The sequence below is a fragment of the Infirmifilum tikiterense genome (assembly GCF_054696565.1).
In genome coordinates this window covers 211,587-235,820 of the sequence record NZ_CP182482.1, presented here as the reverse complement: position 1 = coordinate 235,820, position 24,234 = coordinate 211,587, and the positions used below count along the sequence as shown (strand labels likewise).

The window sequence follows — 24,234 nt, the reverse complement described above, 5'->3', positions numbered from 1 at the left end:
AATGACCGGAGAGGCGCTTCTAAGGCCACCGCGGGGCACGAAGGACAGGCTGCCCGAGGAGTCATACATTAAAAGGAAGGTATGCGAGTCCATCAGGAAAGTTTTCGAGCTCTACGGCTACGGAGAGATCGAGACCCCAGCCTTCGAGCACCTCGAGGTTCTCATAGCTAAGGCCGGTGAGGAAGTCGTAGATCAGATATACGCTTTTAAGGACAAGGCTGGCAGAGACTTAGGTTTAAGATTTGAGCTGACAACACCTATAGCTCGAATCGTGGCCTCGCGCCTTGACATGCCTAAACCAATACGCTTCTACTACATACAGCCCGTTTGGAGGTATGAGGAACCTCAGAAGGGGAGGCTCAGGGAGTTTTGGCAGGCCGGCGTTGAGCTGATAGGGATAGATGACCCAATGGGCGACGCGGAGGTCATAGCAATCGCTCACAGAGCTTTGAGGAGCGCGGGGCTTCAGGAATTTGAAATCCATATCAGCCACCGAAGCGTCGTGGAGGATTTAATCCTGTCAACGGGATTGCCTGAAGACCGAGTCAACGAGGCTTTACGTGCGCTTGATAAACTTGATAAAAAAGGAAAAGAATATGTTGTAGATGAGCTTTCGAGGCTAGGAGCAGAGAGGTCAAGTGCCGAGAAAATGCTCGAGCAACTGTCAAGTGCTGATCTCAACATAGAGGTTAGATCCCAAAAGGCGGTCGAGGGACTGAAATTCTTATCCCGAACCTTGGATTTACTTGAAAGCGCTTACGACCTGAGAGCAAGGGTCGACTTCGGAATAGTCAGAGGTTTGGGATACTATACGGGCCTTGTTTTTGAGGTCAAGACGCCTCTGGGAGGAGAAGTTGGCAGCGTTGCTGGTGGCGGGCGGTACGATGACCTGATAAGCTCTCTGGGCGGCCCTCGTCTGCCAGCAACGGGTATGGCTATAGGTGTTGATAGGCTTATAGAAGTTCTACGAACCCTAGGCAGGATTGATGTCACATTCAGTGAGTTTGACGCCGTGGTGGTGCCGGTAGGTAGCGACGAAGAATTGCTAAAATACGCCATTAAGGTAGCAGAGACACTGCGCTGGAGGACGGCTCTACGTGTGACTGTTGAGTATGCTGGTAGATCCCTTTCGAAAACACTCGAGAAAGCTGGTAAAAAGGGAGCTAAGTACGCCGTGATCATCGGCGCACGAGAAGTCTCTGAGGGAAGTCTGACCCTCCGGGATCTTAAGAACTGGACGGAGCAGAAATTGACCATTGATGAAGCCGTTAAGCTTCTTGGTTATTCAAAAGGATTTTAATCACTATAAACACTCGTAATCACGATGCTGGAAGACAAGGCGTATGCGTTGATCTCTGCGGAAGCCAGAAAGCATGATCCTTCGGGAATGCTCCCACACGTTATCCATACACCTCACAGCATCCTGGAGAGCACAAGTAGGTACAGGGAGGAAGCTGAGAGTTTACTCAGGTTTGATCTCTCACACCTTAGCGGGGTGGTTGTCAGCGGCATGGGTGGCTCCTTTATTAGCGGACTTTTCCTCTACGACTTAATCGCAGATAAAACTGATAAGCCTCTCGTCTTGAATAGGGACGCAAAGCTACCGAAGTTTATAGACAAGAACTACCTTCTTGTGACGGTCAGCTATTCTGGCAACACCGAGGAAACCCTGAGAGTCTATTCCGAGGGGCTCAAAAGGGGGATCCCGATTGTAGCTGTCACGTCCGGAGGCAAAATGGCCGAGATCTCGGAGAAGAAGGGAGTACCTCTTCTTCGCTTACCTCCTGGCATCCCGCCCAGAGCCGCCTTCCCGCATATAACCTCCGCCCTTACCTCAGTTTTATCCCTTGTAACCGGTATCGACGCAGTTAGCTGGCTTGAAGAAGCGGCTCGAGAGCTCCAGAGCAGGCTTGAGGGGGCTTTCAGTGAGGGGGCCGCATTAGCCAGGCTACTCCATGAGGACGTCGCGAAGGGTCTGGTTCCACTCGTGTACGGGTACTCTCCCTACACTTCCCCAGCCTACAGGTTTAAGACACAGTTAAATGAGAACTCAAAGGTTCACGCATTCTTCGGCGAGCTCCCTGAGGGTAACCATAACGAGATAATGGGCTGGAGCGGCCCTCTGGCCAACTTTTCGGTAATTTTCTTGAGGGGGCGGGAGGAGCCGGAGTACATGCGGGCTAGGATTGAGTTCTTGGAGGAGCTTCTAAGCAGCAAAGGCGTTCCCTACTACAACCTCTATGGGGAGGGTGGAGGCAGAGCCGGCGAGCTTCTCGCGCTGGTTTTCAAAGCCGATGTAGCGTCTATAGCTCTCGCTCTCCTACGGGGAGTTGACCCGACACCTGTTGACATCATCTCACGGCTTAAGACACACCTAGAGTCCAAAGTCGGCTTGACTTTTCTACGAGAAGCCGAGAGGTGATTAGCGCCTCTCAAGCAGTTCTTTAAAACGCAACGCATCTTGGAACATTTGAATATTGTTGAAGAAGACGTACACTTTTAAGGCGCTGAGGCTTTCTATAATGGAGAGCAGGCGGAGCAGGTCTTCCTCGGTGTACTTATAGGAGTAGTTTACCTCTCCTCTTCCTATGCCGTGCAACCTGAAATACTGCACCTTAGACTCGACTAAGGGCATGCGCCTGAACGGGTCTACAACGTGAATCATATCATGTTTTTTGAAAATCCTCTCAAGTAGCTCTGGACGATTAAGCCATTCTCCGCGCGGTTCCCATCCTAGAGTCAATGACCCTCTATCTATCTTCGAGAAAAATGTGTCCACGTTAGACACGTTCTCCTCTGTGGGACCAAAGCTGGGGGGCGTTTGGAAGACAACGACGCTCGCGTCCAGGGCTTGAGCCGCGCTTCTCGTATACTCCCACCCTTCGAAAACCTCCCTAGTTGGTCTAAAGAAGCCGTGGTTTTCCGTCGGCTTGACGCCCTTCGCCCTTCTCCAGGTCGGCGAGCTGGCTGGATGCGTGATTCCCTGGAAGGCTTTAAGCGTGAACTCGAAACCTTCTGGTGCTTCACTCCTCCAGCGGCGCAGGGTTTCGAGCGGCACTGGCCTGTAGAAGGTTTCCTGCACCTCAACACCCCTAAAAGAGTTGTAGTAGTTTCTACGTCCTCCCTTTCCGGAGAAACCGCACGTTCCTACAACAACCTCCACACTCTCGCCCGAAAAAAATAAACATTGGTTGGCGATAAAAGTTCATCTGGAATCTCTGGGGCCGTAGTCCAGCCTGGTAGGATAACCCGTAGCGGTTCCTGATGCCTGGCTTGGGCCCAGGTGGTCCCGGGTTCGAATCCCGGCGGCCCCACTTTTGCACAGAACCACTCTCCTTCTGACCCCTGAATCACCGCCCTTGTCTTGCAATACTAGAAAAAAGTTTTAACAGCGTGTAGAATTCTTTCAATAGTGCGGGGGTGCCCGAGCCTGGACAAAGGGGGCGGACTTAAGATCCGCTGGCGTCGGCCTGCCCGGGTTCGAATCCCGGCCCCCGCACCTCCTCAAGCTTTCAGGCTTAGTTACTGCTACTGGACGCCGCATGATCTTAATGGGTATGAACTTAGCGGTGAGTTGAGAAAAGTTTTTATAGAAGCGATAATTTTCATGAGGTGCAGGCGAGGAAAATGGCATCACCCGGTGGTGAGGGTATGGCGTCGGTGGCGCAACTTGGTGGGGTTCCTGTATTAATACTGAAGGAGGGGACCTCGAGGCAGACTGGCCGTGAGGCGCTTCATCTTAACATAATGGTTGCGAGAGCTATCGCTGAGACCATTAAGACGACTCTTGGCCCTAAAGGCATGGACAAAATGCTCATTGACACGCTCGGTGATATAACAATATCCAATGATGGAGCAACAATTCTGGACGAAATGGACGTGCAGCACCCTGTCGCGAAGCTGATGGTAGAGGTGGCTAAGGCTCAGGACAAGGAGGTTGGCGATGGGACAACGACTGCAGTGGTCATAACCGGCGAGCTCCTAAAGGAGGCTGAAAAACTCCTAGAGAGGAACATTCACCCGACGATAATAGTGGGCGGGTACAAGAAGGCGATGGAGAAAGCTCGTGAGGTCATAAAGCAGAAGGCAATCAAGGTAAGCCTGGATGACGTGGAAACTCTAAAGAAGGTTGCGGCAACATCCATGAGGAGCAAAGCCGTTGCCGCCCTAAGGGACTACTTCGCAGACCTAGCTGTAAGAGCTGTGAAGCAAGTCGCAGAGGAGGTTAACGGTCAGATACGCGTGGATATCGACAACATACAGATCATCAAAAAGAAGGGGGGCGCCTTCCTTGACACACAGCTGGTCTACGGCATCATAGTCGACAAGGAGGTTGTCCACCCTGCTATGCCTAAGAGGGTTGAGAACGCGAAGATCGCCCTGCTCGACGCGCCGCTCGAGGTCGAGAAGACGGAGATAGACGCCGAAATCAGGATCTCCTCTCCCGAGCAGATGCAGCAGTTCCTCGAGGAGGAGGAGAGAATACTGAAAGAGATGGTCGACAAGATCAAGGAGAGTGGTGCTAATGTGGTTTTCTGCCAGAAGGGTATTGATGATGTTGCGCAGTACTACTTGGCTAAGGCTGGAGTTCTGGCTGTTAGGCGTGTGAAGAAGAGTGACATGGAGAAGCTTGCTAGGGCTACTGGCGCGAGGATCCTGACTAGGGTTGAGGACATCACGCCCGAGGCTCTGGGCACCGCGAAGCTCGTGGAGGAGAGGAAGGTGGCGGACGAGAAGATGGTCTTCGTCGAGGGCTGCCCCAACCCCAAGAGCGTCACAATCCTCGTCAGAGGCGGATTCGAGAGAGCCGTGGACGAGGCTGAGAGGTCGCTCAAAGACGCACTGTACGCTGTCGCGGACGTCCTCAAGCACCCGTACATCGTCCCGGGCGGTGGCGCGATCGAGGCCGAAATCGCTAGGGAGCTCCGCAAGTACGCCACCGAGGTCGGGGGGAAGGAGCAGCTCGCAATAGAGGCTTTTGCCAACGCGATAGAAGCTATTCCGCGAACCCTCGCTGAGAACGCTGGGCTAGACCCCATCGACATAATCGCTGACTTAAGGTCTGCCCACGAAGACCCCGCGAAGTGGGGTTACGGTGTCGACGTAAATAACGGTGGAGTCGCGGACATGTTGGCTCTAGGAATATTTGAGCCGGCGAGCGTTAAAGACCACGCGATTAAAATCGCAACCGAGGCTGCGTCGATGATCCTCCGCATAGACGACATAATCAGCGCTTCAAAGCTCGAGGAGAAGAAGGAGGAGAAGAAGAAAGAGGAGGGAGAGGAGAAGAGCGAGTTCGATTAAAACCACAGTTATTATAGGGACAAATTACCTTCATTCTTTTCTTCTGCTTTTTCTTTACATTTCTGCTTCAGGGTTGAAACAGAACTAATTTTAAGCCTTGAGTATCTCTTAGGAAGAGTATGCCGGCGCACAGCTCGGAATGTAGAGTGGAGAAGCTAATACTGGTTACAGGCATGCCCGGTTCGGGAAAAAGCATCTTCGGTGAAATTGCTAGGAGAAAGGGTCTACCCGTTGTAAATATGGGTGACATTGTGCGCGAAATAGCGCATGAGCAAGGATTAGAAGTTAATGATAGTAACCTCGCGAAGATAGCCAAGGAGTTGCGAGACAAAAGTGGCAGAGCGGCAGTGGCGATGCTAGCTTATGAGAAAGCATGCAAAACAGGGAGTACTGTAGCTGTTATCGAGGGATTGAGAAGCCTAGAGGAGCTTGACTATCTTCGGCAGAATGCAAAAGAAGCTGTCGTGGTTGCTTTTCACTCCTCACCCAAAACTCGTTTTAACCGATTGCTGAGGAGGGCGCGTAAGGACGACCCGTCGACTTGGGAGGAGTTCGTGGAAAGAGACCGACGCGAGCTGGGATTCGGAATAGGTTCTGTCATCGCATTAGCAGACATCATGGTTGTCAACGAAGATATGGAGCTCGATGAGCTTCAGAGAAAAGTTGAAAACATATTGAATAAGCTACTTAGCGTAGAAGTAGAGAGATCTCCTGTATAAGCTTATAAGTACCCTCTCCTTGCGCTCACGGTATGATGGTTGTAGCTCGAGCTCCACTCTATGCAACCGAGTCTGAGGAAAAGGTCCTGAGAGCCATCCTAAACGTACTGTCGTTCAGCAAAGAGGAGTGCTCCATCCAGAATTTCGAGGATTATCGAGAAGTAACCTGTCGGTCTGAGTCTTACAAACCTCTCGAGAAGCTATCCAATCTCATCAAAAGTCAGAGAATACTCGACGCTGCGCGAAGCTATGTTTTGAGAGACTCTACTGAGAAGACGTTTAAATTCTATCTGAATAAACAGGCCGCCTTCCAGGGACGTGTCAGCTTCTGCTCCTTCGAGTTCGGTGAAAGCCCTCTTGGAGCGATAACAGTACTAGTCGACATAGGTGAGTGTGACCGAGAACTGTTTCTTAACTGGTTTGTGCCCGAAACACGTGAGGGGCGGCCAGTAAACGAAGAAGCCGAGTTCAGGTGTCACGGCTAAGGGGTGCCAAGATTTTTGCCGATAAACACTAAAAGTCGGCTCGCGCAGCGTGTAACTAGTTCTAACACTGGTAGTACTACGCCCTCATGATAGTTATGACCCTTGGTCGCCCAGCTTTGACCTCCACTACCAGGCCTTTCTCGGCCAACACAACACGAGGGAAAACGGCTTTGGCTTCCTCAAGCAGGGGCTCAAGTTCGGTGTAACGAGTGCTGAAGTGTGTGAGGATTAAAAGCTTGACTCTAGCTTTCTTCGCCAGGTATGCTGCTTCTCGGGAGGTTGAGTGGGCGATACTCTCTCTACCGATCCAGTCAGCATGGAGGAATGTGCTTTCGTGTATCATGACATCTGCTTCCCAGCTTGCTGCTCCAAATCGGGCGTTGGGAAGCGTATCGCCACTGTATGAGATTTTCAAACCGGGGATTTTGTCCAAAATGAAGTCCTCAAGGAAGTATACCTTCCCTCTGTAGCGTATTTGTCCCCTGTCCAGAAGCCTTCTCCTGAGCTTTCCCGGTATGCCTTCTTCCTGTAGTTTCCTCCCATCTAAACGTATTCTCTCGCGTGTTTCTAGCACATAGGAGTACGATATGTATGAGTGGGGGGCCCTGATGTACCTAACCGATAGACGCTCCTCGCCGCCCAGCGGGATTCTGCCTTCGTCGCCTAAAATCTCCAATACCCTTACCGGGTATTCCTGCTTCAGCAAAAGCTGTGCCGGAATTATCTCACCTACGCCCAGCGGTCCTATGATCTCGATCGGTTCCTTCCTGCCAGCCAGTTGCAATGACTCCAAAAGTGGCACCAGCCCGTATGTATGATCGCCGTGAAGATGCGAGATCAGAATAATCAATGGGGAGTTGTAGCTTAACCCGAAGTACTCAAATGCTCCCTGACACATTTCTCCAGAGTCGAGGAGTACAATTCTCCCGTCGAGCTTTACCACGGTGCAGGGAGGCAGCCTCCCCTTGAAAGGCCGCGTGCTGCTAACACCCCAGAACATTATCCTGGCAATCATTTACTACACCGCGCAGCAATACCATTTTTAGCTTTTCCCCAGTTTCTTCCCGTGTCGATCGGACTCTCCCTTGCCCCCGAGGGTTTGGAGAGGATATTGCGGGAGGGTGTTCGAGCAACACCTGTACGCCCCTCGGCTCCTACCAGCCACAGCATGTGTAAACGCTTATGACCCCCGCACGCGCTCAGCCGTGACGGTTGAGGTAGACAGGGAGGTCTGAGAGAGCGTCGCCAGGTGGCTTGAGCTGACCGGCCTCGCAAGGGCCCCGTGGCACCACAGGTAGCTCAAGCCTCTCAGCAGGGCATTCGGCACGAGGAACACAAGGCATATCGCCAGCGCCCTGGAGAGGTTGCGCCTCGCGGGCCATGTCAAGCTACACCTAAGGCGCTCCGGGAGACAGGCAGCGCCTCCTGACTTCGCGCGGGAGCAGGCGGCTTCGCCTGATATCAGAAGAAATCAAGAGGTATCACAGGTTGATATCAAGCAAGATCAGCCGATATCAGGCGATACCGGCAGATATCAATCGATATCACGTGGTGATATCACGCGAAATCACTTGATATCAAGTGATATCAGGCTAAATCAAGAGATACCGGGTGATGCCGCGCGGCGCCAGGGGGCTTGGCGCAGGCAAGGCCTCCCAGGAGGAGGTGAGGGGGGTCGCGGAGCTCGCCGAGAGGCTTGCCCGGGGAGGAGGTGGGCTTGGAGGAGCTCGTCTCCCTCGACCCCGCGCAGCTGAACCTGCTTAACTCGCTCCTGCTCTCCAGGCTCGTTGCCCTCATGTGCCCTGCAGCTAGCGGAGCCCCCAGCGGAAAAGCGGAGAGGCTGGAGAACCTAGCTCTCTACGAGGGAGCGAGGTACTCTGAGCCTGACACTAACGTCTCGGGCAGGCGGTGCCGGTCTGCGGAGCCTAGGGCGTTGAGCTGGGGAAGCGCTACTATTGATGCACCAAGTGCGACGTAACCTACGGTTGGGACTGGGCAACCTGCGCCAACGCCACGAGTGCTTCCTAGAGGCTTACAATGCTGAGAAACACCTTGAGACGCTGAGTAGCTGGCCGCGCACCTTCAGGGCACTGGTCCACGGAGCGCCGAAGCCAGCGAAGTAGCCCAGCGACGTGAGGCCCTCGGCCCCAGTTCCCGGCACGGCCTACGGGCCGCCCGCCGGGTGCCGCGCGCGGCGCGAAGAGACAAAGAGGCGCCGAGGCAAGCCCCGCCGCACAGCCCCTAGCTGGCGTATATTGGCGGAGCAGGCCGAAGGCTCGGAGCCCATGAGTACCCCGAAGAGGGGGCCCGGATAAGTGAAGTGGTAAATGTGCCAGGCGCGGCCTAGGCCGGCCCCAGTATCCTGGCTTTACCGTTTAGCGCGAGGTAGACTGCAAGGTATAGGGGCAGCGTTCTTTCGCCAGCTTCATCGGGGAAGACCGAGGTCAGCACCCTCTTAGGCCACTTCTCCATCTCAACCCTGACAGGCTCGTCGGGGAGGGCTACAGCCTTCTCGAGCACACTCCTGGCATCCATAGCCTCCAACTGCTGCACTGTGAGCTTGAGAACCCTAAGGCCTGTCTTGCCGTGAAGCGTGCCGGGGAGCCTTATGAGGCGCTTCACGTCCATCGTCACCTTCTCGTCGATGTTCGCCCTAGCCTCGGCGACGCACTCCAGGATGAGCCTCCTGAGCTCCTCGCGTGCGAGCTCGGCACCGGCTTCCTCCCTGAGCATGAGAAGCTTCGCGATCCGCCCGCGCCACCCGGGGTCGTCGGGCTTGAACCTGTAAACGTAGCCCCTCCTGGCCTTCACGATGTAGAGGTCCGGGTCAATGCCCAGCCCCCTGACGTAGTCCGCCAGCTCGCGCCTAGCCTCCTGGTCGAGCTCCGCCAGCAGCTTGTTCTCGACGTGGAGGTGGAAGCCTCTGTGGCCCGAGAAGGCGACGTACATCTCGTCTCTAGAGATCCCGAAGTCCTCCTCGAGTATGTCCACGAGCTTAAGGATCTCCTCCCGGGCCACACTTATGCACTGATCGCAGACCCAGGTCTGCCTGTCTAATCGCTCGCTCCCGCACGATGGGCACTTCTCAACCATACCCCACCCTTCCGCCCCGCAGTCCCGGCACCTCCAAGTGTCGTGCAGCACCTTGCAGGGCGTGTTTATGTGGTCGACGTCGATGTCGAAGACGAGGTCCGCGCCCAGCCAGCCTTTCTCGTCCATGTCCTGGGCAGCGGGGTCGGAGTAATAGGCGGTTGAGTAGTACGCGTGCTGGGGGACCTTCTCCCTGAGGAAGCTGTTCATCTCCTCCCCGTTGCTGAAAGCTATGTGCCTGAACATCCCCTGGGAGTTGAAGAGGCTGAAGGCGAACTCCCTCCTCTCTATACTGCTGGGCGGTGGGACAGTGTTACGGGCGTAGTATGACCTGAACAGCTTCACAACGTCCAGGGGCGACAACTAAGTCACCCTGGGTGGCCTTCCCCTGACCGCCCTGTAGAAGAACTGGAGGGGGTGCTTAACGCCCTGACAGCTCCACCTGCAGAGGCCCAGGCTCCGCATGTTGTCGCACTTGTACGGCGTGTACTTAGTCCTGGAGCCCCTAAGGCCGGCTATGTGCTCAACCTGGTACCTGGCCAGGTCCTCCCTGTAGTCGGGCGACGCCTTGAAGACCTCGAGCGTCTCGTCAACCGAGAAGCCGATGGATAGGAGGAAGGACGCGAGCGCGAACCGCGCGCTGTGCGTCAAGTTCTTCCCGCTCTGTATCTCCTCTAGGAGTGCTCTTATGCAGGGCGGGAACACGGACGCGTCCCCCTTCCTGTACCCAGCCCTAGCGTGCGCGAGAACCTCGCTCCTCGCCTCAGCCCACCTGCGCGAGACCTCCTCGACGGCTGCGTAGAGCCTCTCGGGGACAGCGGAGGGATCAACGCTGGCCGAGTCGACGAGCTTCGCCACATGCTTCTTCACACCGGTTTGGAGAAGCCTTGCAAACTCCCGCCACGTGACCCACACGTAGCCCCCCGACACCTGCCTGTTGACGAGCTTCCAGGGGCCCGTGAACTCGGGCTGCGCGTACACGTAGTCCTTGAAGTGCACGCTCACGCCTCCTCCCTCAACCCTGAAGCTCCAGCCGAACACCGTCGCCAGGTAGAGCAGGAGCTCCGGCCTCTTGGAGGAGTCGCGTTCAATGCTCTCGAAGACCCTCTTCGAGAACGCCACGGCGAACTTCTCGGTGAGAGCCCTGTCGCCGACCTGAGAGAGGATGAGCAAGGCAGTCGTGAACACGGAGACCTCCAGCCTGTAGTCCTCGCTGGGCGGTGGGTAGGTGCCGCTCTCGATGACCGTCAGGACCCTGCTTTTGGCAGCCTCTAGGATCTCGAGCCCGAGCGGGGTCTCGCCCAGCTCCTCGAGCGTTAAGCCGAGCTCCTGGACTACCCTGAGGGCCTCCGGGAGAAAGGGATACCACCTGTAGTCGTCTGTGCTTAGCGCTACGCGAAGCGCCTCCGGCATTGTCGCGAGCCTACTCCATTCGCGGGGCTAGCAGGTACTTCAGCGTCCCCCCGCCGGCTATATCGAAGGTCATCTCGAGGGGCATGTTCGTCGCGAACTTCAGGGTCATGATGTCGCTGACCCTGTAGGCCTTCGAGACTATCTTCTCGAGGAAGTCTATCCCGTAGCTCGCCTCAGCCTGCTCCTTGACGTCGATCTCGAGCAGGCTTCCCGCCTCGATCGTGAACTTTGACTCGATCTCGCCCTTATCGCTGCGGGCCGAGACGTAGAGCGTCTCGTCCTCGGCCTTCAGCCGCACAGACTCGGACACGAGGGAGGCGTCCTTGAGGGCGTCGCGGAAGGTGTCGCTGAGCATCTTAGCCGCCACCGTGAAGTTCAGCTTAGGAGTCGGCAGCTCCTGGCCCGCGATGTCGAGCAGCGGGAACCTGAACCTCCTCTCAGCCCTGCCTTGAAGGATTATCGTCAGCCTCCCGCCACCCACCTCGAAGACGAGCTTGTCGTCCGACTTAGCCCTCTTCAGAACCTTGTTCACATCGTCCAGCACAACGCCTATCTTCGTCTCCGCCTCGACGGAGTACTCCTCGAAGAGGCCTGCAGGCATGTAGAGGTCCACCATGGCGATCCTCCCGGGGTCTAGCGCCCTCAGCGTCAAGCCCTCAGGGGTGGCGACGAAGTTCGCCTCATCCACGATCGTTGCGAGGCTCTCGATAATGTACCTCCACTCCCTAGCGTCAGGGAACGTGAACCTGACCATTTCCGAGCACCGCTATATCGTGCAAAAACCCTAATAATTAAGTTATCACTTAACTACTAAGCGTACTCGCTCCTCCTTTTCTGCCCCCACTGGCCCCCTTAAATTTGTCGTCATCCTTTGGTCGGCCTCGGGGTCGCCCCACGGGGGCGGCGCATCGCCCTCTTCGGGCCTGCCCCTCGAGGGGGCTTCCGGGGAGGAGCAGCCGGCGGCCGCGGCGCCCACTGCGGGCAGCGGCGGCCAACCGCGGGCCGGGGCCTAGCGTCGCTGGGCGCTCAGGCGGTAGTGCCTCGCCAGGTTTTCGGCTAGCTCCTCGACCTCGGCTTCTTCGAGGAACAGCTTTAGCGCGTGCAGGGCTGGAACGCTGTCCCTCTCGAAGACCATGCCGCATCCCGTGCAGCGCATCACCCTCGTCTCACCCCTCCTCTCTGCCTCTTCGAGCTTGCCCCCGCAGAGCGGGCACCGCTTCGAGGGCAGCGTCCTCTCGATCACTGGAATGCCGTGGAAGCCCAGCGAGTTCTCCAGCCTCTTTGCGAAGCTGCGCAGAGTCCTCTGAAGGCCGCTGTTCCTCAGAGACTCGTCGAAGGGGACGTCGATGAACGCTACAGCCCTCTTTCCCCTGAGCTCCTTAGTCGCCTCCGCGACAGCACTCAGCAATGCGGCTCTGCGGCGCCTGTGCGCTTTCCTCAGCGCGCAACGAGCGGTGGCCCAGGCGCCCGGCTTCCTGGACTTAGTTGCGTTGCGCTGTAGCTCCTTTATCCTCCTCCAGTCGATTTTCGGGACCTTGAGCCTGTGGACCCTGAAGCTCCCGCTTCTGAGGTCGTAGGCGAGGAAATAGAAGCCGTGACTGCTGTTGACGTCGACTACTGCGATTACTTCCAGGTTCTCGAGCAACTCCTCCACGCTCGGGCTGTGAGAGCAGTGGAGCACGACGTTTATCTCTCTATCTCTCTTGATGGCGATGTACCTCGACAGCCTCCCTCCAGACTCCCTGCAAGCCTCCTCCTACCTCTGAAGCCACCCCAAGCCGCGCTCGGGCAGAGGGATCCTGTAGGTTCTCCTGTAGAGCCTTATAATCAGCTCTTTTCCCCGAAGGTCTGCTCCCTGTTGCCTCAGCGTCCACGAGAGCAGCGGGAACCGCAGGTAGCTCCTCCTCTTCGGCGCAGTGCTCGGCTGCACTATGTTGTCGAAGGCGTCCCTGTAGCTCCAGGGAACCTGCTTCCACATGCTTTCGAGCTCCTCGCTGTTGAGGCCGAGCAGCCTCTGCCAGTAGCGCATCGAGGCCCTCGGCTGGTACACACGCTCTATGAAGTCTTTGAGCTCCTCCGGCAGCTCCGCCTCGAATTTCAGCACCCTGAACCCTTCGACGGCTAATTTGCCGTTACGGGGGTCAGCCATGCCACTCCCCCCATCCGCCCCCACCCCCGGAGAGGCGGGGTGCGGGGGAGGAGCAGCACAGCCAACCCCCGCAACGCTCGCTGATAGCATGCAACGCTGTAGCATGCAGCGTTGCCGCGCACACTCCAAGCGCCCTCAGCCGCGCAGGCACGTACAAGCCACAAACGCTCACATAGCCTGTGACCGGCCCAGCTCCTCCCCGGACACCCCCGAGGCGCCAGGGGGCCAGCAGCGGGCCAGTGGTGGGGGGTTCAATGCAACAAGCGGCCCCCGCGCCACACCCCAAAGCCCCGCGCACCCCCAACGCGAGACCTGGGGAGGGCGCCGCTTTCGTTGCGGTTGCGGCCCGTCCACCCCCAGGGGCAGGGGGCCGGCTGCCAGGGGGCGGCGGGGTAGGGCAGCCCGAGAGCCAAGCCCCTCGCCCTAGCCCGCTCCAGGCCGCGTGGGCGTGGAAGCGGGCCTCGGGCAGCCGGCTTGCGGGCGGGCACTACCGGCCCAGGGCCAGGCCGCGTGGGCGTGGCCCCGCAGACCGGCACTTTCACGCCTCAGCGGCCGCGCTGGGAGCCCTCGCGGGGATCCCTAGGGGCGCGGCGCCTCACCGGCGTAGCCCACCACCCCCTCGCGGGGGCCCGGCCCTCCCTCCAAGCCCAGTCCCACCACGTCCCGGAGGAGCGTGAGAGGGTGGGCTTGGCGGGAGAAAAAATACTTTTTAAGGGGCTCGCTCTCGGGCTGTCCAGGCCCCTGCCACCTCTCCCCCCTAAACGCTAGTGCGCTGAAAGCGGCGTAGCCTAGGTGCCCGGGGCCCGCTGGCCTGCCTGATTCGAGCCGCTTTGCCCCTCCCGCCCACTCTCTTTTCCCCGAGAGTGCAGGCGCCCACAGCTCTCCTTTTACGGGCGCCAGTTTTCTCGGGGAAGCACCCTGTAGCCCGCGCCGCTGAAGCCGGCTCACCCCTTCACCGGCCACGCGTGCGGCAACGGGCCTCATTCTTCCCTGCACAGAGGGGGTTAATATTCATTCCGATGATTACCCTGAAAGTATAACATCGTTGCGCTTTGTCGAAGGCTGGCTGCCTCTTCAAGACTTACGGCTACGTGCGCAGGGCGAGGATATGCAGCCACGTAGCGACGGTCATGCTCCACAGGAGGCAGCTGAGGCTCCGCGCCGAATAAACCTCATGGCGGCATCGCTGCACACCACATCCTCCGGGCTGTAGCCGAGCAACGCGAGGAGGCCGCAGGCACGCTCCGTCAAGTAGACGTAGCGCACGTTGCCCACTACTGCCTCCCTCACGAGGCCGCTGAGCGGAGCCTCTCCAGCGCGCTGGCTATGTGCCTCGAGTTCCTCGTGCCGAGCGCCCTCCTGAGCGGTTTGGGCTCCCGCAGGCGCCACAGGGTTTTTGTGAGGCCTGTCAGCTCGAGCCACCTGGCGGCGCTCTCCCACACCTCGGCGCTGGCCTCGACCATCACGGCTAAACGCGAAAGAGGGGGTTTTAAGCCTTCACACAGGCTGTGCCCGCCCAGTCTTCCGAGGCGAGGGGCTCAGCGTGAAAAGCAGTGTAAAACACGGTGAGGAGCAATGACGGGGGCCTGGTGCGGGCCTGTATAGTGAACGTGAGCGACAGGGGTAGGGTGATGCTGGAGAGGCTGGCGGCCGAAGGAAGGGTCAAGAGGTACTGGCAGGTGGAGGGCTCGGCGAGGTGGTGCTTCGAGCTCGCGGGGGAGCTGAGCATCGGCTTTGAGGACTACGCCGCGAGCGCGCTCGAGGCCATGCTGCGGAAGAGGACTGTCGTGGACGCGCTGAGGGGCGAGTTCAAGGTGCGCGTTGTGGGCGAGGTCCTGAGGACGGTGAGCGGCGCCAGGGTGGTGGAGGTGACGGACTACCACGTAGTGCTGGAGCAGACCGAACGCACCGAGGTAATCTGCGTGCGGGTCACGCCGGCCGAGAAGGAGAGGCTGAGGAAGGAGGCCTCGGAGAGGGGCCTGAGACTCTCTGAGTACCTCCGCATCAAGCTGCTGGGCTAGGGGTGATGGGTATGGGCGAGCGGTATGAGTGCTGCGGTCTGGAGGTTGAGGGCGCCGAGGAGGAGGCGCCGGGCGCGAGGGTTGTGAGGCTGGGCGGGGAGAGGTGGCGCGCTGCAGGCATTCGACCGGTGGGCTGAGGCCACGGCGCGGGGGGAGCGCTTCGAGAGCTGGGTCGAGCTGAGCAGCCCGCCAGCGTTCCTCGCGAGCTACGCATCCCGCCTCCTGAAGAGCTGGGTTGACCCGAGCTTCCTGGGGCTGGACGCCTACAGGGTCTTCGCGGATCCCGGGTGGTGTACTAGGCGCAGGATGCTCCGAGCGTACGGTGAGCTGGAGTACGCGCTGGGGTTGGCGGAGATGAAGCTGGGCCGGGATTCAAGGAAGTTCGAGGTTCTCTCGACCGTGCTAGAGGCGCTGCGCTCGAGGCTAGCAGAGATGCTCGAAGCGCCGGAGACGGACGAGTAAAGCCCCCCTTTTTACCCTCTTTTTTCTCCCTTTCCTAGCGCCCCGGCCGGAACCTTTCACGGCCACCGTGAACGCACGCCCGAGCCCGAACACCCAGCAACCCCTCCCCAGCCCGATGGAAGCGAGGGGATCAATGAGTTGAACACGGGAAGAAAACAGGGAAAAACTAAAAAGTAGCATTGCTACGTGTACTCCCTGTAAACTTTGCGGCACTTCGTGCAGATGTAGAACCTCGTCGCGGGCTCGTCACCGGCCCTAGTCTGAACCTCGTAGACATACGCCTTGTCGTTGCCGCAGTTCTCGCACTTGAACTGGACCACTGGGAGCGTGGCGACGTCCACGTCGAAAACCACTACCTTATCCAGCGGGTGCCGCTCAATCTTCTCCTCGACCCTGTAGGTTTTCCCAGGGTTCGCGGGCTCCTTCACGTAGCCGCAGCTCTGGCACTTCAAAACCTTCTTGCCGTTCACCACCGCTGGTACCATCAGGCCCCCGCACTTAGGGCAAAATTCCATAGCGACGCCTAGAGGGCTATCCACCCACGGGGCTCTATAAACCTTTCGTAATGTTTTACGTGCCTCTGCTTTCAGCGTTAACGTGAGGAGCGGACAAACATCGAAAAACGAGGAGTTAGCAACGCTTCACCTCCCGCCTATCCCCGCAGGGGAGCGGCGGTTGCCGTGTCTTTGACGCGAAGAAGTTGCGGAGCGTAACGGCGAAAAGCCCGCCACACAGCAGCTGAGAGGGACTACAACGAAAAAAGCTTTAAATTAGCCACGTGGTGTTGTAGGGGAAGGTGTCGCTGGGATGAAGGTTCCCAACGTGATTAGAACCTACTGCCCGCGTTGCAAGACACACACGGAGCACGAGGTCACGCTCTACAAGGCTGGGAAGAGGAGGACGCTCGCCGAGGGGCAGCGGAGGTACCTCAGGAAGCAGAAGGGCTACGGGTCCAAGAGGAAGCCCGAGCAGAAGCGGACAGCCAAGGTCACCAAGAAGCAGGTCTTGAAGCTCAAGTGCAAGGTCTGCGGCTACACGATCCACAAGGAGGGCATCAGGCTCAAGAAGCTCGAGATAGTCGAGAAGGTGAAGTAGCATGGTCGACGTCGAGAAGCTCATCCCAAGGCCCAGAAGCAGGTTCGTGAAAGTCAGGTGCCCCGACTGCGGGAACACGCAGATCGTCTTCAGCCACTCCTCCCTCGAGGCGAAGTGCCTCAAGTGCGGCCGCGCCCTCGTCCAGCCCACAGGCGGCAAGGCGCTGATACTGGCGGAGATACTCGAGTTCCTCTCGTAGGAAAACTTCAACGCCCTAAAGCTTTCCTCTGAAGTGTTCCTGCATAACTAGCCGTGCCTCTAGGCTTCTCTTTAGCGAGCATGACACCCCCGCGGCATTTTTCAACCCTGCTTATCTCGTACATAGCCGGGAACCGCGGTGTAAGAGATACTGCGCGCGTTGCGATAACCGAGAGCTATGGCCTGCAGAGGCCAGAAAATACCGGTCTCCTGCCGATTGTGTGTAGTCCGAAGAAACAGAATAGTGAGACTGGGTGGTCTATCGGAAGAAATATCTAGACCCGGGCTCTTTTCCCCGACGGCGATGTGGATGGTCAGGAAGAGGGAGAGCGTGCCGAGCCTCAACGACCTCGTCATCGGAACGGTGGCGGAGATCCACGACCACGGGGCCTTCGTGACACTCGACGAGTACGGCGGCCTCAGGGCCTACGTCCCGCTGGGGGAGGTGAGCCACACCTGGTTCAGGAGCATCCGCGAGGTGCTGAGGGTCGGGCAGAAAGCCGTCTTCAAGGTGATACGCGTCGACCCCGCCAGGAGGCTCGTCGACCTGTCGCTCCGAAGGGTCTCGGACGCCGAGCGGAGGGAGAAGCTCATCGAGTGGAAGAGGGCCCAGAGGGCTGAGAAGATCCTCGAGCTCGCGGCCCAGAAGCTCAGGAAGACTCTGGACGAGGCCTACGAGAAGGTCGGCTGGAGGCTCGAGGACCACTACGGCGAGATATTCAAGGGGCTGGAGGAGGCCAGCCTGAGGGGCGAGGAGGCCCTCCTCGAGGCCGGCGTGGACGAGAGGTGGGCCAAGGCGGTAGCCGAGATCGCCAGGCAGAACATCAAGCTCCCGAGGGTGAAGATGAGCTACCTGATCACGCTGCAGTGCGTCGACGGAGGGCTACCCGCGCTCAAGAAGGCCCTCACAGCCTGGGAGGAGGCCGTCGAGGTCCCCCAGGGCGTCACCGTGCGCTTCTACACGCTCGGAGCCCCCAGGTACAAGATCGACATCGAGGCGCTCAACTACCGCGACAGCGAGAGGCTGTCAAGGGAGATCCTGAAGTCCATCGAGAGCGCCGCCCGGGGCTCCGGCTGCACCTTCGCGTACCAGAAGCTAAAGGGCGAGTAGGCGTGGCGAAGCACGTGCTCCTCCACAGGTGCCCGAGCTGCGGCATGTACACCCTCCGCCGCGACAAGTGTCCCTACTGCGGCGGCACCCCCGGCGCAGCACACCCGGCGAAGTTCTCCCCAGAGGACCCCTACGGAGAGTACAGGAGGAAAGCCAAGCTAGCCGAAATCCTCAGCCAGACCTCAACCTCGCAGATCTAGCACAGCTTATGTGAGCGTTTATAACCCCCAGTCCCCCGGCTCCTCAAACAGGGGTGGTCCGGGGGTGCCGCGCGTGGCAAGAGGAGGCTGAGAGGCGCCGAGGCAGAGCCCGCCGCACAGCTCTAAGCAAGGTGGCGGGGTGGGCCGAAGGCGCGGAGCCCATGAGTACCCCGAAGAGGGGGCTTTAGACCAGTGAAGGGCAGGATGTGCCAGGCGCGGCCGGTGCCGGAAGAAGATGGCTTAAAATAAGGGCGAGTGGCCGGATGAGGCGCAGACACAAGATGCCGATCATCACCCGGGCTAGCTACAGTGAAATATTAGTGAGACATTCGCCATAGAAGTGTGCAACTGTCGCGAACGCTAAGCGGTTGCAAGCGGGAGCAGAATCTCGTGGGGCCCCTAGGCACCGAGAGATACATAATAGCACCCAGCAGGTACGATCGATTTGCGTCGAATCAATATTAGTCGGAAGCCTGATTCTAATTATCAGAAAAGGACGCCTATAAATACCCCGCGGGGCACAGCCCGGTTGAACCCCGAAAAGGGGTGGATGAGAAAGTATGAGTAACAAATACCTGTTAGGAATACTGGCACTAGCAGTACTCGCACTAGCACTGGTGACAACAGCCCAGGCTAAGCCAGTAACATCGGCCTACCTGAACCTCACGCTGCCCTGGAACCAGCCGTTCGCGAACAAGGAAGTGGTGATAGTCTTCTTCAACGAGAGCTACGAGCTTAGGGACGCCAGCGGGAATCTCATCTCTAAGGGGTGCATAATCGCCTACGCCGTCGGTAAGACAGACTCCAACGGGCAGATATGGCTCACGCTCTCAAGTCCCGTAGCACTAGACACCTCAAAACTGTACACCGGTAGCTACAACATGTCTGTGTTCTGGAGGGAGTACGGCAAGACCTTCCTTTTGAACTCAAAAAGGTACAACACCGCTAACCCAAACAACCGGTACAACGTGACCGCGCTCTTCAACCAGACAGTCCACCTGGCGTACATCTACAACTTCAGCTTCCAAGCTATAACGCAAATCGGCGGACAGCAGAAGCCGCTCTGGCTCAAGGACAATGAGAGCGGGCGCGAGGACAAGGCCTACTTTGAGGTCAGGCTCGACCCCAATGGCCCCATAGTCTTCCACGGCTACGGAGACAACACGGGCACGACGAGCAAGGCCTTCCTAGTCGGCGCCATCCAGGTCAACATAAATACGCCACCAGGCGCGCCGCCGACGTGCTACCACATTGAGAGCTACTGGAACACCACCTTCTACAAGGACATCTACTGGATGCTCATCACCGACGACCCGCCGCGCGACCAGCCGCTAAAGGTTAAGGTTGGCAGCGAGACCCTCAACTTCTCTGTAGTAGGCTTCCAGCTCAAAAACAACGGCAGCGCAACCGGTGCCAGCCTCGTTATCACTGAGAACATACCCGGCAAGCCGCAACAACAAGTCCAGTTAGCTCTGCCTGGCCAGGAGAGAACTGTGCAGGACACTGCGTACACGTACCTCGCGATAGTGAGCGTCAGGGATCTTTGCGGCAACATGCTTCCGTACTGGCAGTGGCCTCCCATAAGCGTCGAAATCAAGAGCCCCAGCCTCGGGTGGCTCAGACGCGGCGGGGTTACCCCTGGGAGCGCCACAGCCCCTAAGGAGGGCCTGAAGTTCGTAGCCGGCGGAACAGGGAGGATGTTCTTCTGGTTGCCTAACACGACGCTCTTCTACAACGAGAACCAGACCATCAACGTCGAGGTTAACGACATTCAGGTCTTCACGTGGACCTTCAACACCATTAATCTTGCAAACGAGAGCCTCAAGGTAGGCAACACGACGAAGCCCATCTTCAACGCCACGAAGCTCGACACAAACGTCTGGAACTTTACCGTGAGGCTGTCGCTGGTCAAGGTGCGGGCGATCGTTAAGGACAGCGGCGGCACATTAGTGCAGCCGCTCGAGGGCGCGATGGTAATAATAGAGGCCCCCGGCGGCGACCCCATCAACACGTACACTGACGGCGCCGGCTACATACGGTTCCCGCCGTTCAACATAAGCGGAGGAGGCTCAACGCAGGGCGGCACACCCATAATCGTCAGGCAGGGCAGCAGTCCAGGCTACTTGCCCGTGCCTTTCGGTCTCCTCAACACGAGCGAGCTCTACACCTACAGAATTAAGGTGTTCTACGCACATCCAGGTAGCGAGGTCTTCGTCGAGGTCAGACCCAAGGACAACGTGCTCAGCCTCAACCTGACCAAGTTCTTTGTTAGCAACTGCACAGAGCAGTCCAAGGACTTCATCGCCCCTGTCTACAACGTAGACATGAAGGTCATAGATCTGTGTGACCAGCCTCTGACCCCGCTCTACGACCCCAACGCCGCGCTAATTATCACGTACACGCCGCCGACAGGTGGCAACTCAGTTACCTTCAAGGCCGGCCTAGGCAAAGACGGCACAGTCTCCCTCGGCCAGGTGCCAGGAGGTACGTTCAAGGTCCAGCTGTTCTTCAAGGGCGCCCTCCTCTCACCAGTTGAGGGGACACCGGACACCCTAAATGTAACCGGTAACGTGGACAACGCCACCTTCCGATTCCCAGTAGGCGACGTTACCTTCAGGATCACGGAGTGGGACTCGAAGACCCCCATCTACAAGGCCATCTACAAGGTGGACGTAACCCTCGAGTACTACAAGAATGATACTAAGACCTTCGCAGCCACCAATACAACTGATTGCTACGGCGAGGTCAAGTTCACCAAGGTCCCGCTCAAGGTCGACGCGACGCGCAACCGCATCATCCTCAAGGTGACTACAAGACAAGACACGCCGTACATCAGGCCACAGGACGCGGGCCTGGTGATCGGCTGGTACGACCTCACCCACCATGAGTTCCAACTGACTTGCGCAACCAACGAGATCACCGTACCCGCTTGGGTGTTCAGCTTCACGCTGGAAGCCGTGGACCACACGGGTGAGAACGTCCTGAGCGAGTTGCCGACGAGCAACGGCAAAGCTCCCGTGATAGTGGCGCTCAACGACACCTACGAGGCCATGGCCCAGAACATCACCCTGCTCTGCCAGAAGGGCCCAGGCTGCCTCTGCTGGCCCAACGTGCGTGTCACCTACAAGATCTTCAACGCGACCGGCAACGCCGACCAGGCTTGGGGCAACGGCCGGAGCGAGGCCGTATTCAGGTTCACCGGCTCGCAGTTCGAAAACTCCAAGTACCCGCACCTCTACATGGCCGGCGCCACCTACAGCTTCCTCGTCTGGCACAGCGGAGTGATGGTCTACAACTACACGTTCAGAGTGCCCGCACCCAGCGCCCCGCTGGACTACGAGGAGCTTAAAAACGGCCTCGACTTCTTCGGCGGCGTCCAGACGCTCAAGTTCAACGAGACCAGCGGGAAGATGACCTACGTCAGTGGCAAGGACACGAGCTACACGTGGCTCCTAGACGCAAAGGGTAGAACCGAGCACCCAATAGCGATATTCTACGGCGCTAAGTCACACCTCGCTGGAGGCAACAGGTACGAAACCAAGATCAGGCTCGTCACATGGGTCGTCAACCTCGACCTCTACACCGTCAGCAAGCTCGGAGCAGGCCTCATACCCGGCCTCAACGCCACCCTGTTCAGGAACGACGCCGCCAACTGGACCAAGCTCCTTGAAGCCGCGCTGAATGACGACTACTCGACAAGCTACCTGAGCATCACCAAGCCCAACTTCGCGGCCATCATGTTCCCAGGAGGATTGGTAGCCTGGAGCGCAGTCGACGATGACAAGAACGGCGTCATCAGCGTTCCCGTGGCCGTGTGGATGCCCGGCCACAAGGTCAAGAATGCTCCCGTGAAGTTCGGCGCGAGCATTCTCGGCGTGTTTGTTCTTGCAGGTGACAAGTACGGCACGCCCAATGTTCCCGATACCCCGCAAATCCCGAATAGTCCGTTTTACGGATACATAATAGGTCCGTACAACGCTACTACAGACTCTTTTGACTTCTTTACCTACACTGCCGGTAAGGCTGATATCAGTTCTCCCAGCCCGACCTGGTACAAGCTCTACGGCGGCAATTGGGTGAGCTTCCGCGGCAATAACAGCGACTACATGCTCGGCGGCGCCTGGAACGTAACGTACTGGAGCGGAGTCGCTAAGGTCGTCTACACCTCTGCCATGGAGGGCTTCTGCGTCCAAGTCTATGGCAGGGACCTCAGGGACAACAGGACCCCGCTCGCCAACCAGCCCGTCACCGTAGTAGCCAACGGCCGCACGGGTAAGACTTCACCGTTTAGGACTATCAAGTACACAGGTAGCGACGGAGTCGCGATATTCTCCCCGGTCGAGGGCACCACTGCCTCTACGCCCATTGGGAGCAAGCCAGTCTACAAAGATGACGTCGCCTTTATAGGCGCAGGCGCCTTTCTAATGAAGAAGTACCACGTTTCGTACACCGACCTCAACTACACGCTGTCAACACAGCTTAACCTCAGCGACGTGCTCAAGCCATACGGCTTGAGCGGTAAGAACATCACAAAGGTGCTGGATCCCGATACTCTCTCCAGAACTGTGGTCTTTAACCTTTCAAACAACATTCAGAAAGGTGCACCTCCCGCGAACTGCGTGCCGCTCGAGTGGGATGTTATCAAGGTGACTGTCTTCGACTGGAGCGGCAAGCCGCTGCAGAACATGATGGTCGCCGCCATACTCAGGGAGCCCAGGGCCAAAGCCATACCCAGCGTCATAGGCTTCACCGACCCCAACGGCAACGTCGTGCTCCTCGTGCCACCGCCCAAGGACCCGAATAACCCGCAGAGGTACCAGCTCCTCGTCTACTGGCGCGACAGCTACCTGCTCCGCGCCGCGGGCAAGATACCCAAGGAGATCGTGATCTTCGACACCGTGACCGACTACGACGCGCCGAGGACCTACGCCCCTGGCGCCGGTACAACGCTCGAGACCTTCGTCTACGTGGCTAAGCTCGTCCTGACCAACGCGCAGGGCGGCGCGCTTAGCCAGAGCATACTCGACAAGATCACTGTCACCGTGACTTGGCCCGACAGCGTCGTCACGCAGCACAAGCCTGCGACCGACGGAAGCGTCATTCTGCGCCTCGCCAAGGACACCGTGAAGAGCTGGCCGTTCGACGCGAGCAGCAAGTACAGCCCCGAGACGCCCGCTGACCACGGCCAGGCTCCTCACGGCGCCTACCAGGTCGTCGTCGACCTCGCTGGCGTGGGGACTGTCGCGAAGCAGTCCATCAAGATCGAGAAGGGCAGGTTCGAGACCAGCCTCCAGGTCTTCCAGGTCAAGCTCGACATCTACGACGTGCAGCTCACCTTCACCACGCCGTTCGGCACCCCGATGGCCGGAGCCACTGTCACCATCACCACGCCCGACGGGAGGAAGATAACCGACACCCTCGACAGCAGCGGCAGCATCGCCGTGAAGGAGGTGCCTCCAGGTAGCATAAGCTTCAGCGTCGACAGCTGGAAGGGCCTCGCCGTCGGCTACACCGGCTCTGCCGCTAGGCAGCCCGCTATCGGAGTAACCGTGCCCACTATCGGCAAGCTCACCGTCAAGGTCCTCGGTGCCAGAGGCCAGGGCATCGAGGGCGCCACCGTGGCCATCGAGAAGGTCGGCACCTTCACCACCGACGCCAGCGGAGTGGTGACCATAGAGCTCCCGCAGGGCAGCTACGCCATAACGGCCAGTAAGGGCGGCAGGACCGCGAGCACCACCGCTAACGTCGCCGGAGGCAAGGAGGCAACAGCTGAACTCAAGCTCGACATCTTCCTGACCATCGCCGGCTGGGAGATGAGCAGCAGCGAGTTCCTCGGCCTCATACTGCTCCTGATACTCCTCGTCCTCGTGATCTTCATCATCGCCCACGAGTACAGCATCTACAGGCGCCGCAGGCTCGCCAAAGTCATCGCACCCGCCGAGGCAGGAACGCAGACCCGATAGAACCTTTAAGCTAAAAAATAACCT

At 58.3% G+C, this 24,234-nt stretch carries 25 protein-coding genes and 2 tRNA genes; 16 read left to right on the top strand and 11 right to left on the bottom strand.

The window, feature by feature from the left end:
- Nucleotide 1 precedes the first annotated feature (1 nt).
- Nucleotides 2-1,300 carry a histidine--tRNA ligase gene (gene hisS / locus ACNO7C_RS01325; protein ID WP_460025227.1) on the top strand — a complete coding sequence of 433 codons (1,299 nt, stop codon included), beginning with the start codon at nucleotides 2-4 and terminating at the stop codon, nucleotides 1,298-1,300.
- Nucleotides 1,301-1,324: 24 nt separating this feature from the next.
- Nucleotides 1,325-2,422: a bifunctional phosphoglucose/phosphomannose isomerase gene (locus ACNO7C_RS01320; protein WP_460025226.1), complete on the top strand. Its 1,098-nt coding sequence runs from the start codon at nucleotides 1,325-1,327 to the stop codon at nucleotides 2,420-2,422.
- Here ACNO7C_RS01320 and ACNO7C_RS01315 read toward each other — a convergent pair whose 3' ends face one another.
- Nucleotides 2,423-3,163, bottom strand: a complete 741-nt coding sequence (locus tag ACNO7C_RS01315; protein WP_460025225.1) for a DUF72 domain-containing protein — start codon at nucleotides 3,161-3,163, stop codon at nucleotides 2,423-2,425.
- A 57-nt stretch (nucleotides 3,164-3,220) separates the two neighbouring features.
- Between ACNO7C_RS01315 and ACNO7C_RS01310 the strand changes: the two genes are divergently transcribed.
- The 5 genes from ACNO7C_RS01310 to ACNO7C_RS01290 all read left to right on the top strand — a co-directional run bounded on the left by ACNO7C_RS01310 (nucleotide 3,221) and on the right by ACNO7C_RS01290 (nucleotide 6,508).
- A tRNA-Pro gene (locus tag ACNO7C_RS01310) sits at nucleotides 3,221-3,314 on the top strand.
- A 100-nt stretch (nucleotides 3,315-3,414) separates the two neighbouring features.
- A tRNA-Leu gene (locus tag ACNO7C_RS01305) sits at nucleotides 3,415-3,499 on the top strand.
- Between the two features lie 152 nt (nucleotides 3,500-3,651).
- Nucleotides 3,652-5,304: a thermosome subunit beta gene (thsB, locus tag ACNO7C_RS01300; RefSeq protein WP_460025949.1), complete on the top strand. Its 1,653-nt coding sequence runs from the start codon at nucleotides 3,652-3,654 to the stop codon at nucleotides 5,302-5,304.
- Between the two features lie 146 nt (nucleotides 5,305-5,450).
- Nucleotides 5,451-6,023, top strand: coding sequence for an AAA family ATPase (locus tag ACNO7C_RS01295; protein WP_460025224.1), 573 nt, complete (start codon nucleotides 5,451-5,453; stop codon nucleotides 6,021-6,023).
- Nucleotides 6,024-6,055: 32 nt separating this feature from the next.
- Entirely contained in the window at nucleotides 6,056-6,508 is a 453-nt protein-coding gene (locus ACNO7C_RS01290) for an RNA-binding domain-containing protein (protein ID WP_460025223.1), read from the top strand.
- 76 nt (nucleotides 6,509-6,584) lie between these two features.
- On the opposite strand, the gene ACNO7C_RS01285 is transcribed toward ACNO7C_RS01290, so the two are convergent.
- Both ACNO7C_RS01285 and ACNO7C_RS01280 read right to left on the bottom strand, forming a co-directional pair.
- Nucleotides 6,585-7,523, bottom strand: coding sequence for a ribonuclease Z (locus ACNO7C_RS01285; protein WP_460025222.1), 939 nt, complete (start codon nucleotides 7,521-7,523; stop codon nucleotides 6,585-6,587).
- 165 nt (nucleotides 7,524-7,688) lie between these two features.
- Nucleotides 7,689-7,895 carry a hypothetical protein gene (locus ACNO7C_RS01280; RefSeq protein WP_460025221.1) on the bottom strand — a complete coding sequence of 69 codons (207 nt, stop codon included), beginning with the start codon at nucleotides 7,893-7,895 and terminating at the stop codon, nucleotides 7,689-7,691.
- 330 nt (nucleotides 7,896-8,225) lie between these two features.
- On the opposite strand from ACNO7C_RS01280, the gene ACNO7C_RS01275 reads away from it, so the two are divergent.
- A complete protein-coding gene (locus tag ACNO7C_RS01275) occupies nucleotides 8,226-8,486 on the top strand; it encodes a hypothetical protein (protein WP_460025220.1) in 261 nt (86 codons plus the stop codon).
- 365 nt (nucleotides 8,487-8,851) lie between these two features.
- Here the strand turns inward: ACNO7C_RS01275 and ACNO7C_RS01270 are convergent, their stop codons facing one another.
- The 7 genes from ACNO7C_RS01270 to ACNO7C_RS01240 form a co-directional block, all read right to left on the bottom strand.
- A complete protein-coding gene (locus ACNO7C_RS01270) occupies nucleotides 8,852-9,961 on the bottom strand; it encodes a DNA primase small subunit domain-containing protein (protein WP_460025219.1) in 1,110 nt (369 codons plus the stop codon).
- Nucleotides 9,962-11,011 carry a hypothetical protein gene (locus ACNO7C_RS01265; RefSeq protein WP_460025218.1) on the bottom strand — a complete coding sequence of 350 codons (1,050 nt, stop codon included), beginning with the start codon at nucleotides 11,009-11,011 and terminating at the stop codon, nucleotides 9,962-9,964. It abuts the gene before it with no gap.
- Nucleotides 11,012-11,021: 10 nt separating this feature from the next.
- Nucleotides 11,022-11,765 (bottom strand): proliferating cell nuclear antigen (pcna), encoded by a 744-nt coding sequence (gene pcn / locus ACNO7C_RS01260; protein ID WP_460025217.1) that lies wholly within the window; start codon nucleotides 11,763-11,765, stop codon nucleotides 11,022-11,024.
- A 255-nt stretch (nucleotides 11,766-12,020) separates the two neighbouring features.
- Nucleotides 12,021-12,665: a transposase family protein gene (locus ACNO7C_RS01255; RefSeq protein WP_460025216.1), complete on the bottom strand. Its 645-nt coding sequence runs from the start codon at nucleotides 12,663-12,665 to the stop codon at nucleotides 12,021-12,023.
- Between the two features lie 102 nt (nucleotides 12,666-12,767).
- The gene (locus ACNO7C_RS01250) at nucleotides 12,768-13,160 is read right to left on the bottom strand and encodes a hypothetical protein (RefSeq protein ID WP_460025215.1); all 393 of its coding nucleotides are present in this window, start codon (nucleotides 13,158-13,160) and stop codon (nucleotides 12,768-12,770) included.
- Between the two features lie 1,128 nt (nucleotides 13,161-14,288).
- Entirely contained in the window at nucleotides 14,289-14,450 is a 162-nt protein-coding gene (locus ACNO7C_RS01245; protein ID WP_460025214.1) for a hypothetical protein, read from the bottom strand.
- Nucleotides 14,447-14,623, bottom strand: a complete 177-nt coding sequence (locus ACNO7C_RS01240) for a hypothetical protein (protein WP_460025213.1) — start codon at nucleotides 14,621-14,623, stop codon at nucleotides 14,447-14,449. The genes ACNO7C_RS01245 and ACNO7C_RS01240 overlap by 4 nt, the downstream gene beginning before the upstream one ends.
- 126 nt (nucleotides 14,624-14,749) lie before the next feature.
- On the opposite strand from ACNO7C_RS01240, the gene ACNO7C_RS01235 reads away from it, so the two are divergent.
- The 3 genes from ACNO7C_RS01235 to ACNO7C_RS01225 all read left to right on the top strand — a co-directional run bounded on the left by ACNO7C_RS01235 (nucleotide 14,750) and on the right by ACNO7C_RS01225 (nucleotide 15,643).
- Entirely contained in the window at nucleotides 14,750-15,181 is a 432-nt protein-coding gene (locus ACNO7C_RS01235) for a plasmid mobilization protein (RefSeq protein ID WP_460025212.1), read from the top strand.
- Nucleotides 15,182-15,192: 11 nt separating this feature from the next.
- Entirely contained in the window at nucleotides 15,193-15,318 is a 126-nt protein-coding gene (locus ACNO7C_RS01230; RefSeq protein ID WP_460025211.1) for a hypothetical protein, read from the top strand.
- Nucleotides 15,319-15,487: 169 nt separating this feature from the next.
- Complete coding sequence (locus ACNO7C_RS01225) at nucleotides 15,488-15,643, top strand: hypothetical protein (RefSeq protein WP_460025210.1); 156 nt, start codon at nucleotides 15,488-15,490, stop codon at nucleotides 15,641-15,643.
- A 182-nt stretch (nucleotides 15,644-15,825) separates the two neighbouring features.
- On the opposite strand, the gene ACNO7C_RS01220 is transcribed toward ACNO7C_RS01225, so the two are convergent.
- Entirely contained in the window at nucleotides 15,826-16,182 is a 357-nt protein-coding gene (locus ACNO7C_RS01220) for a transcription factor S (protein ID WP_460025209.1), read from the bottom strand.
- Nucleotides 16,183-16,450: 268 nt separating this feature from the next.
- On the opposite strand from ACNO7C_RS01220, the gene ACNO7C_RS01215 reads away from it, so the two are divergent.
- The 5 genes from ACNO7C_RS01215 (at nucleotide 16,451) to ACNO7C_RS01195 (ending at nucleotide 24,210) form a co-directional block, all read left to right on the top strand.
- A complete protein-coding gene (locus ACNO7C_RS01215) occupies nucleotides 16,451-16,738 on the top strand; it encodes a 50S ribosomal protein L44e (protein WP_318536549.1) in 288 nt (95 codons plus the stop codon).
- Nucleotide 16,739: 1 nt separating this feature from the next.
- Entirely contained in the window at nucleotides 16,740-16,937 is a 198-nt protein-coding gene (locus ACNO7C_RS01210) for a 30S ribosomal protein S27e (RefSeq protein WP_318536550.1), read from the top strand.
- A gap of 309 nt (nucleotides 16,938-17,246) precedes the next feature.
- Nucleotides 17,247-18,047 (top strand): translation initiation factor IF-2 subunit alpha, encoded by an 801-nt coding sequence (locus tag ACNO7C_RS01205; RefSeq protein WP_460025208.1) that lies wholly within the window; start codon nucleotides 17,247-17,249, stop codon nucleotides 18,045-18,047.
- A gap of 2 nt (nucleotides 18,048-18,049) precedes the next feature.
- The gene (locus ACNO7C_RS01200; protein ID WP_460025207.1) at nucleotides 18,050-18,247 is read left to right on the top strand and encodes an RNA-protein complex protein Nop10; all 198 of its coding nucleotides are present in this window, start codon (nucleotides 18,050-18,052) and stop codon (nucleotides 18,245-18,247) included.
- A gap of 560 nt (nucleotides 18,248-18,807) precedes the next feature.
- Nucleotides 18,808-24,210, top strand: a complete 5,403-nt coding sequence (locus ACNO7C_RS01195; RefSeq protein ID WP_460025206.1) for a carboxypeptidase-like regulatory domain-containing protein — start codon at nucleotides 18,808-18,810, stop codon at nucleotides 24,208-24,210.
- Nucleotides 24,211-24,234 lie beyond the last annotated feature (24 nt).

Excerpts from the sequence above, each read along its gene's own strand:
- ACNO7C_RS01320 (WP_460025226.1), top strand. The coding sequence starts at position 1,325 with ATGCTGGAAGACAAGGCGTATGCGTTGATCTCTGCGGAAGCCAGAAAG.
- ACNO7C_RS01240 (WP_460025213.1), bottom strand. The coding sequence starts at position 14,623 with ATGGTCGAGGCCAGCGCCGAGGTGTGGGAGAGCGCCGCCAGGTGGCTC.
- ACNO7C_RS01265 (WP_460025218.1), bottom strand. The coding sequence starts at position 11,011 with ATGCCGGAGGCGCTTCGCGTAGCGCTAAGCACAGACGACTACAGGTGG.
- ACNO7C_RS01225 (WP_460025210.1), top strand. The coding sequence starts at position 15,488 with ATGCTCCGAGCGTACGGTGAGCTGGAGTACGCGCTGGGGTTGGCGGAG.
- ACNO7C_RS01285 (WP_460025222.1), bottom strand. The coding sequence starts at position 7,523 with ATGATTGCCAGGATAATGTTCTGGGGTGTTAGCAGCACGCGGCCTTTC.
- ACNO7C_RS01195 (WP_460025206.1), top strand. The coding sequence starts at position 18,808 with ATGAGTAACAAATACCTGTTAGGAATACTGGCACTAGCAGTACTCGCA.
- thsB (WP_460025949.1), top strand. The coding sequence starts at position 3,652 with ATGGCGTCGGTGGCGCAACTTGGTGGGGTTCCTGTATTAATACTGAAG.
- ACNO7C_RS01250 (WP_460025215.1), bottom strand. The coding sequence starts at position 13,160 with ATGGCTGACCCCCGTAACGGCAAATTAGCCGTCGAAGGGTTCAGGGTG.
- pcn (WP_460025217.1), bottom strand. The coding sequence starts at position 11,765 with ATGGTCAGGTTCACGTTCCCTGACGCTAGGGAGTGGAGGTACATTATC.
- ACNO7C_RS01230 (WP_460025211.1), top strand. The coding sequence starts at position 15,193 with ATGGGCGAGCGGTATGAGTGCTGCGGTCTGGAGGTTGAGGGCGCCGAG.
- hisS (WP_460025227.1), top strand. The coding sequence starts at position 2 with ATGACCGGAGAGGCGCTTCTAAGGCCACCGCGGGGCACGAAGGACAGG.
- ACNO7C_RS01205 (WP_460025208.1), top strand. The coding sequence starts at position 17,247 with ATGGTCAGGAAGAGGGAGAGCGTGCCGAGCCTCAACGACCTCGTCATC.
- ACNO7C_RS01210 (WP_318536550.1), top strand. The coding sequence starts at position 16,740 with ATGGTCGACGTCGAGAAGCTCATCCCAAGGCCCAGAAGCAGGTTCGTG.
- ACNO7C_RS01215 (WP_318536549.1), top strand. The coding sequence starts at position 16,451 with ATGAAGGTTCCCAACGTGATTAGAACCTACTGCCCGCGTTGCAAGACA.
- ACNO7C_RS01290 (WP_460025223.1), top strand. The coding sequence starts at position 6,056 with ATGATGGTTGTAGCTCGAGCTCCACTCTATGCAACCGAGTCTGAGGAA.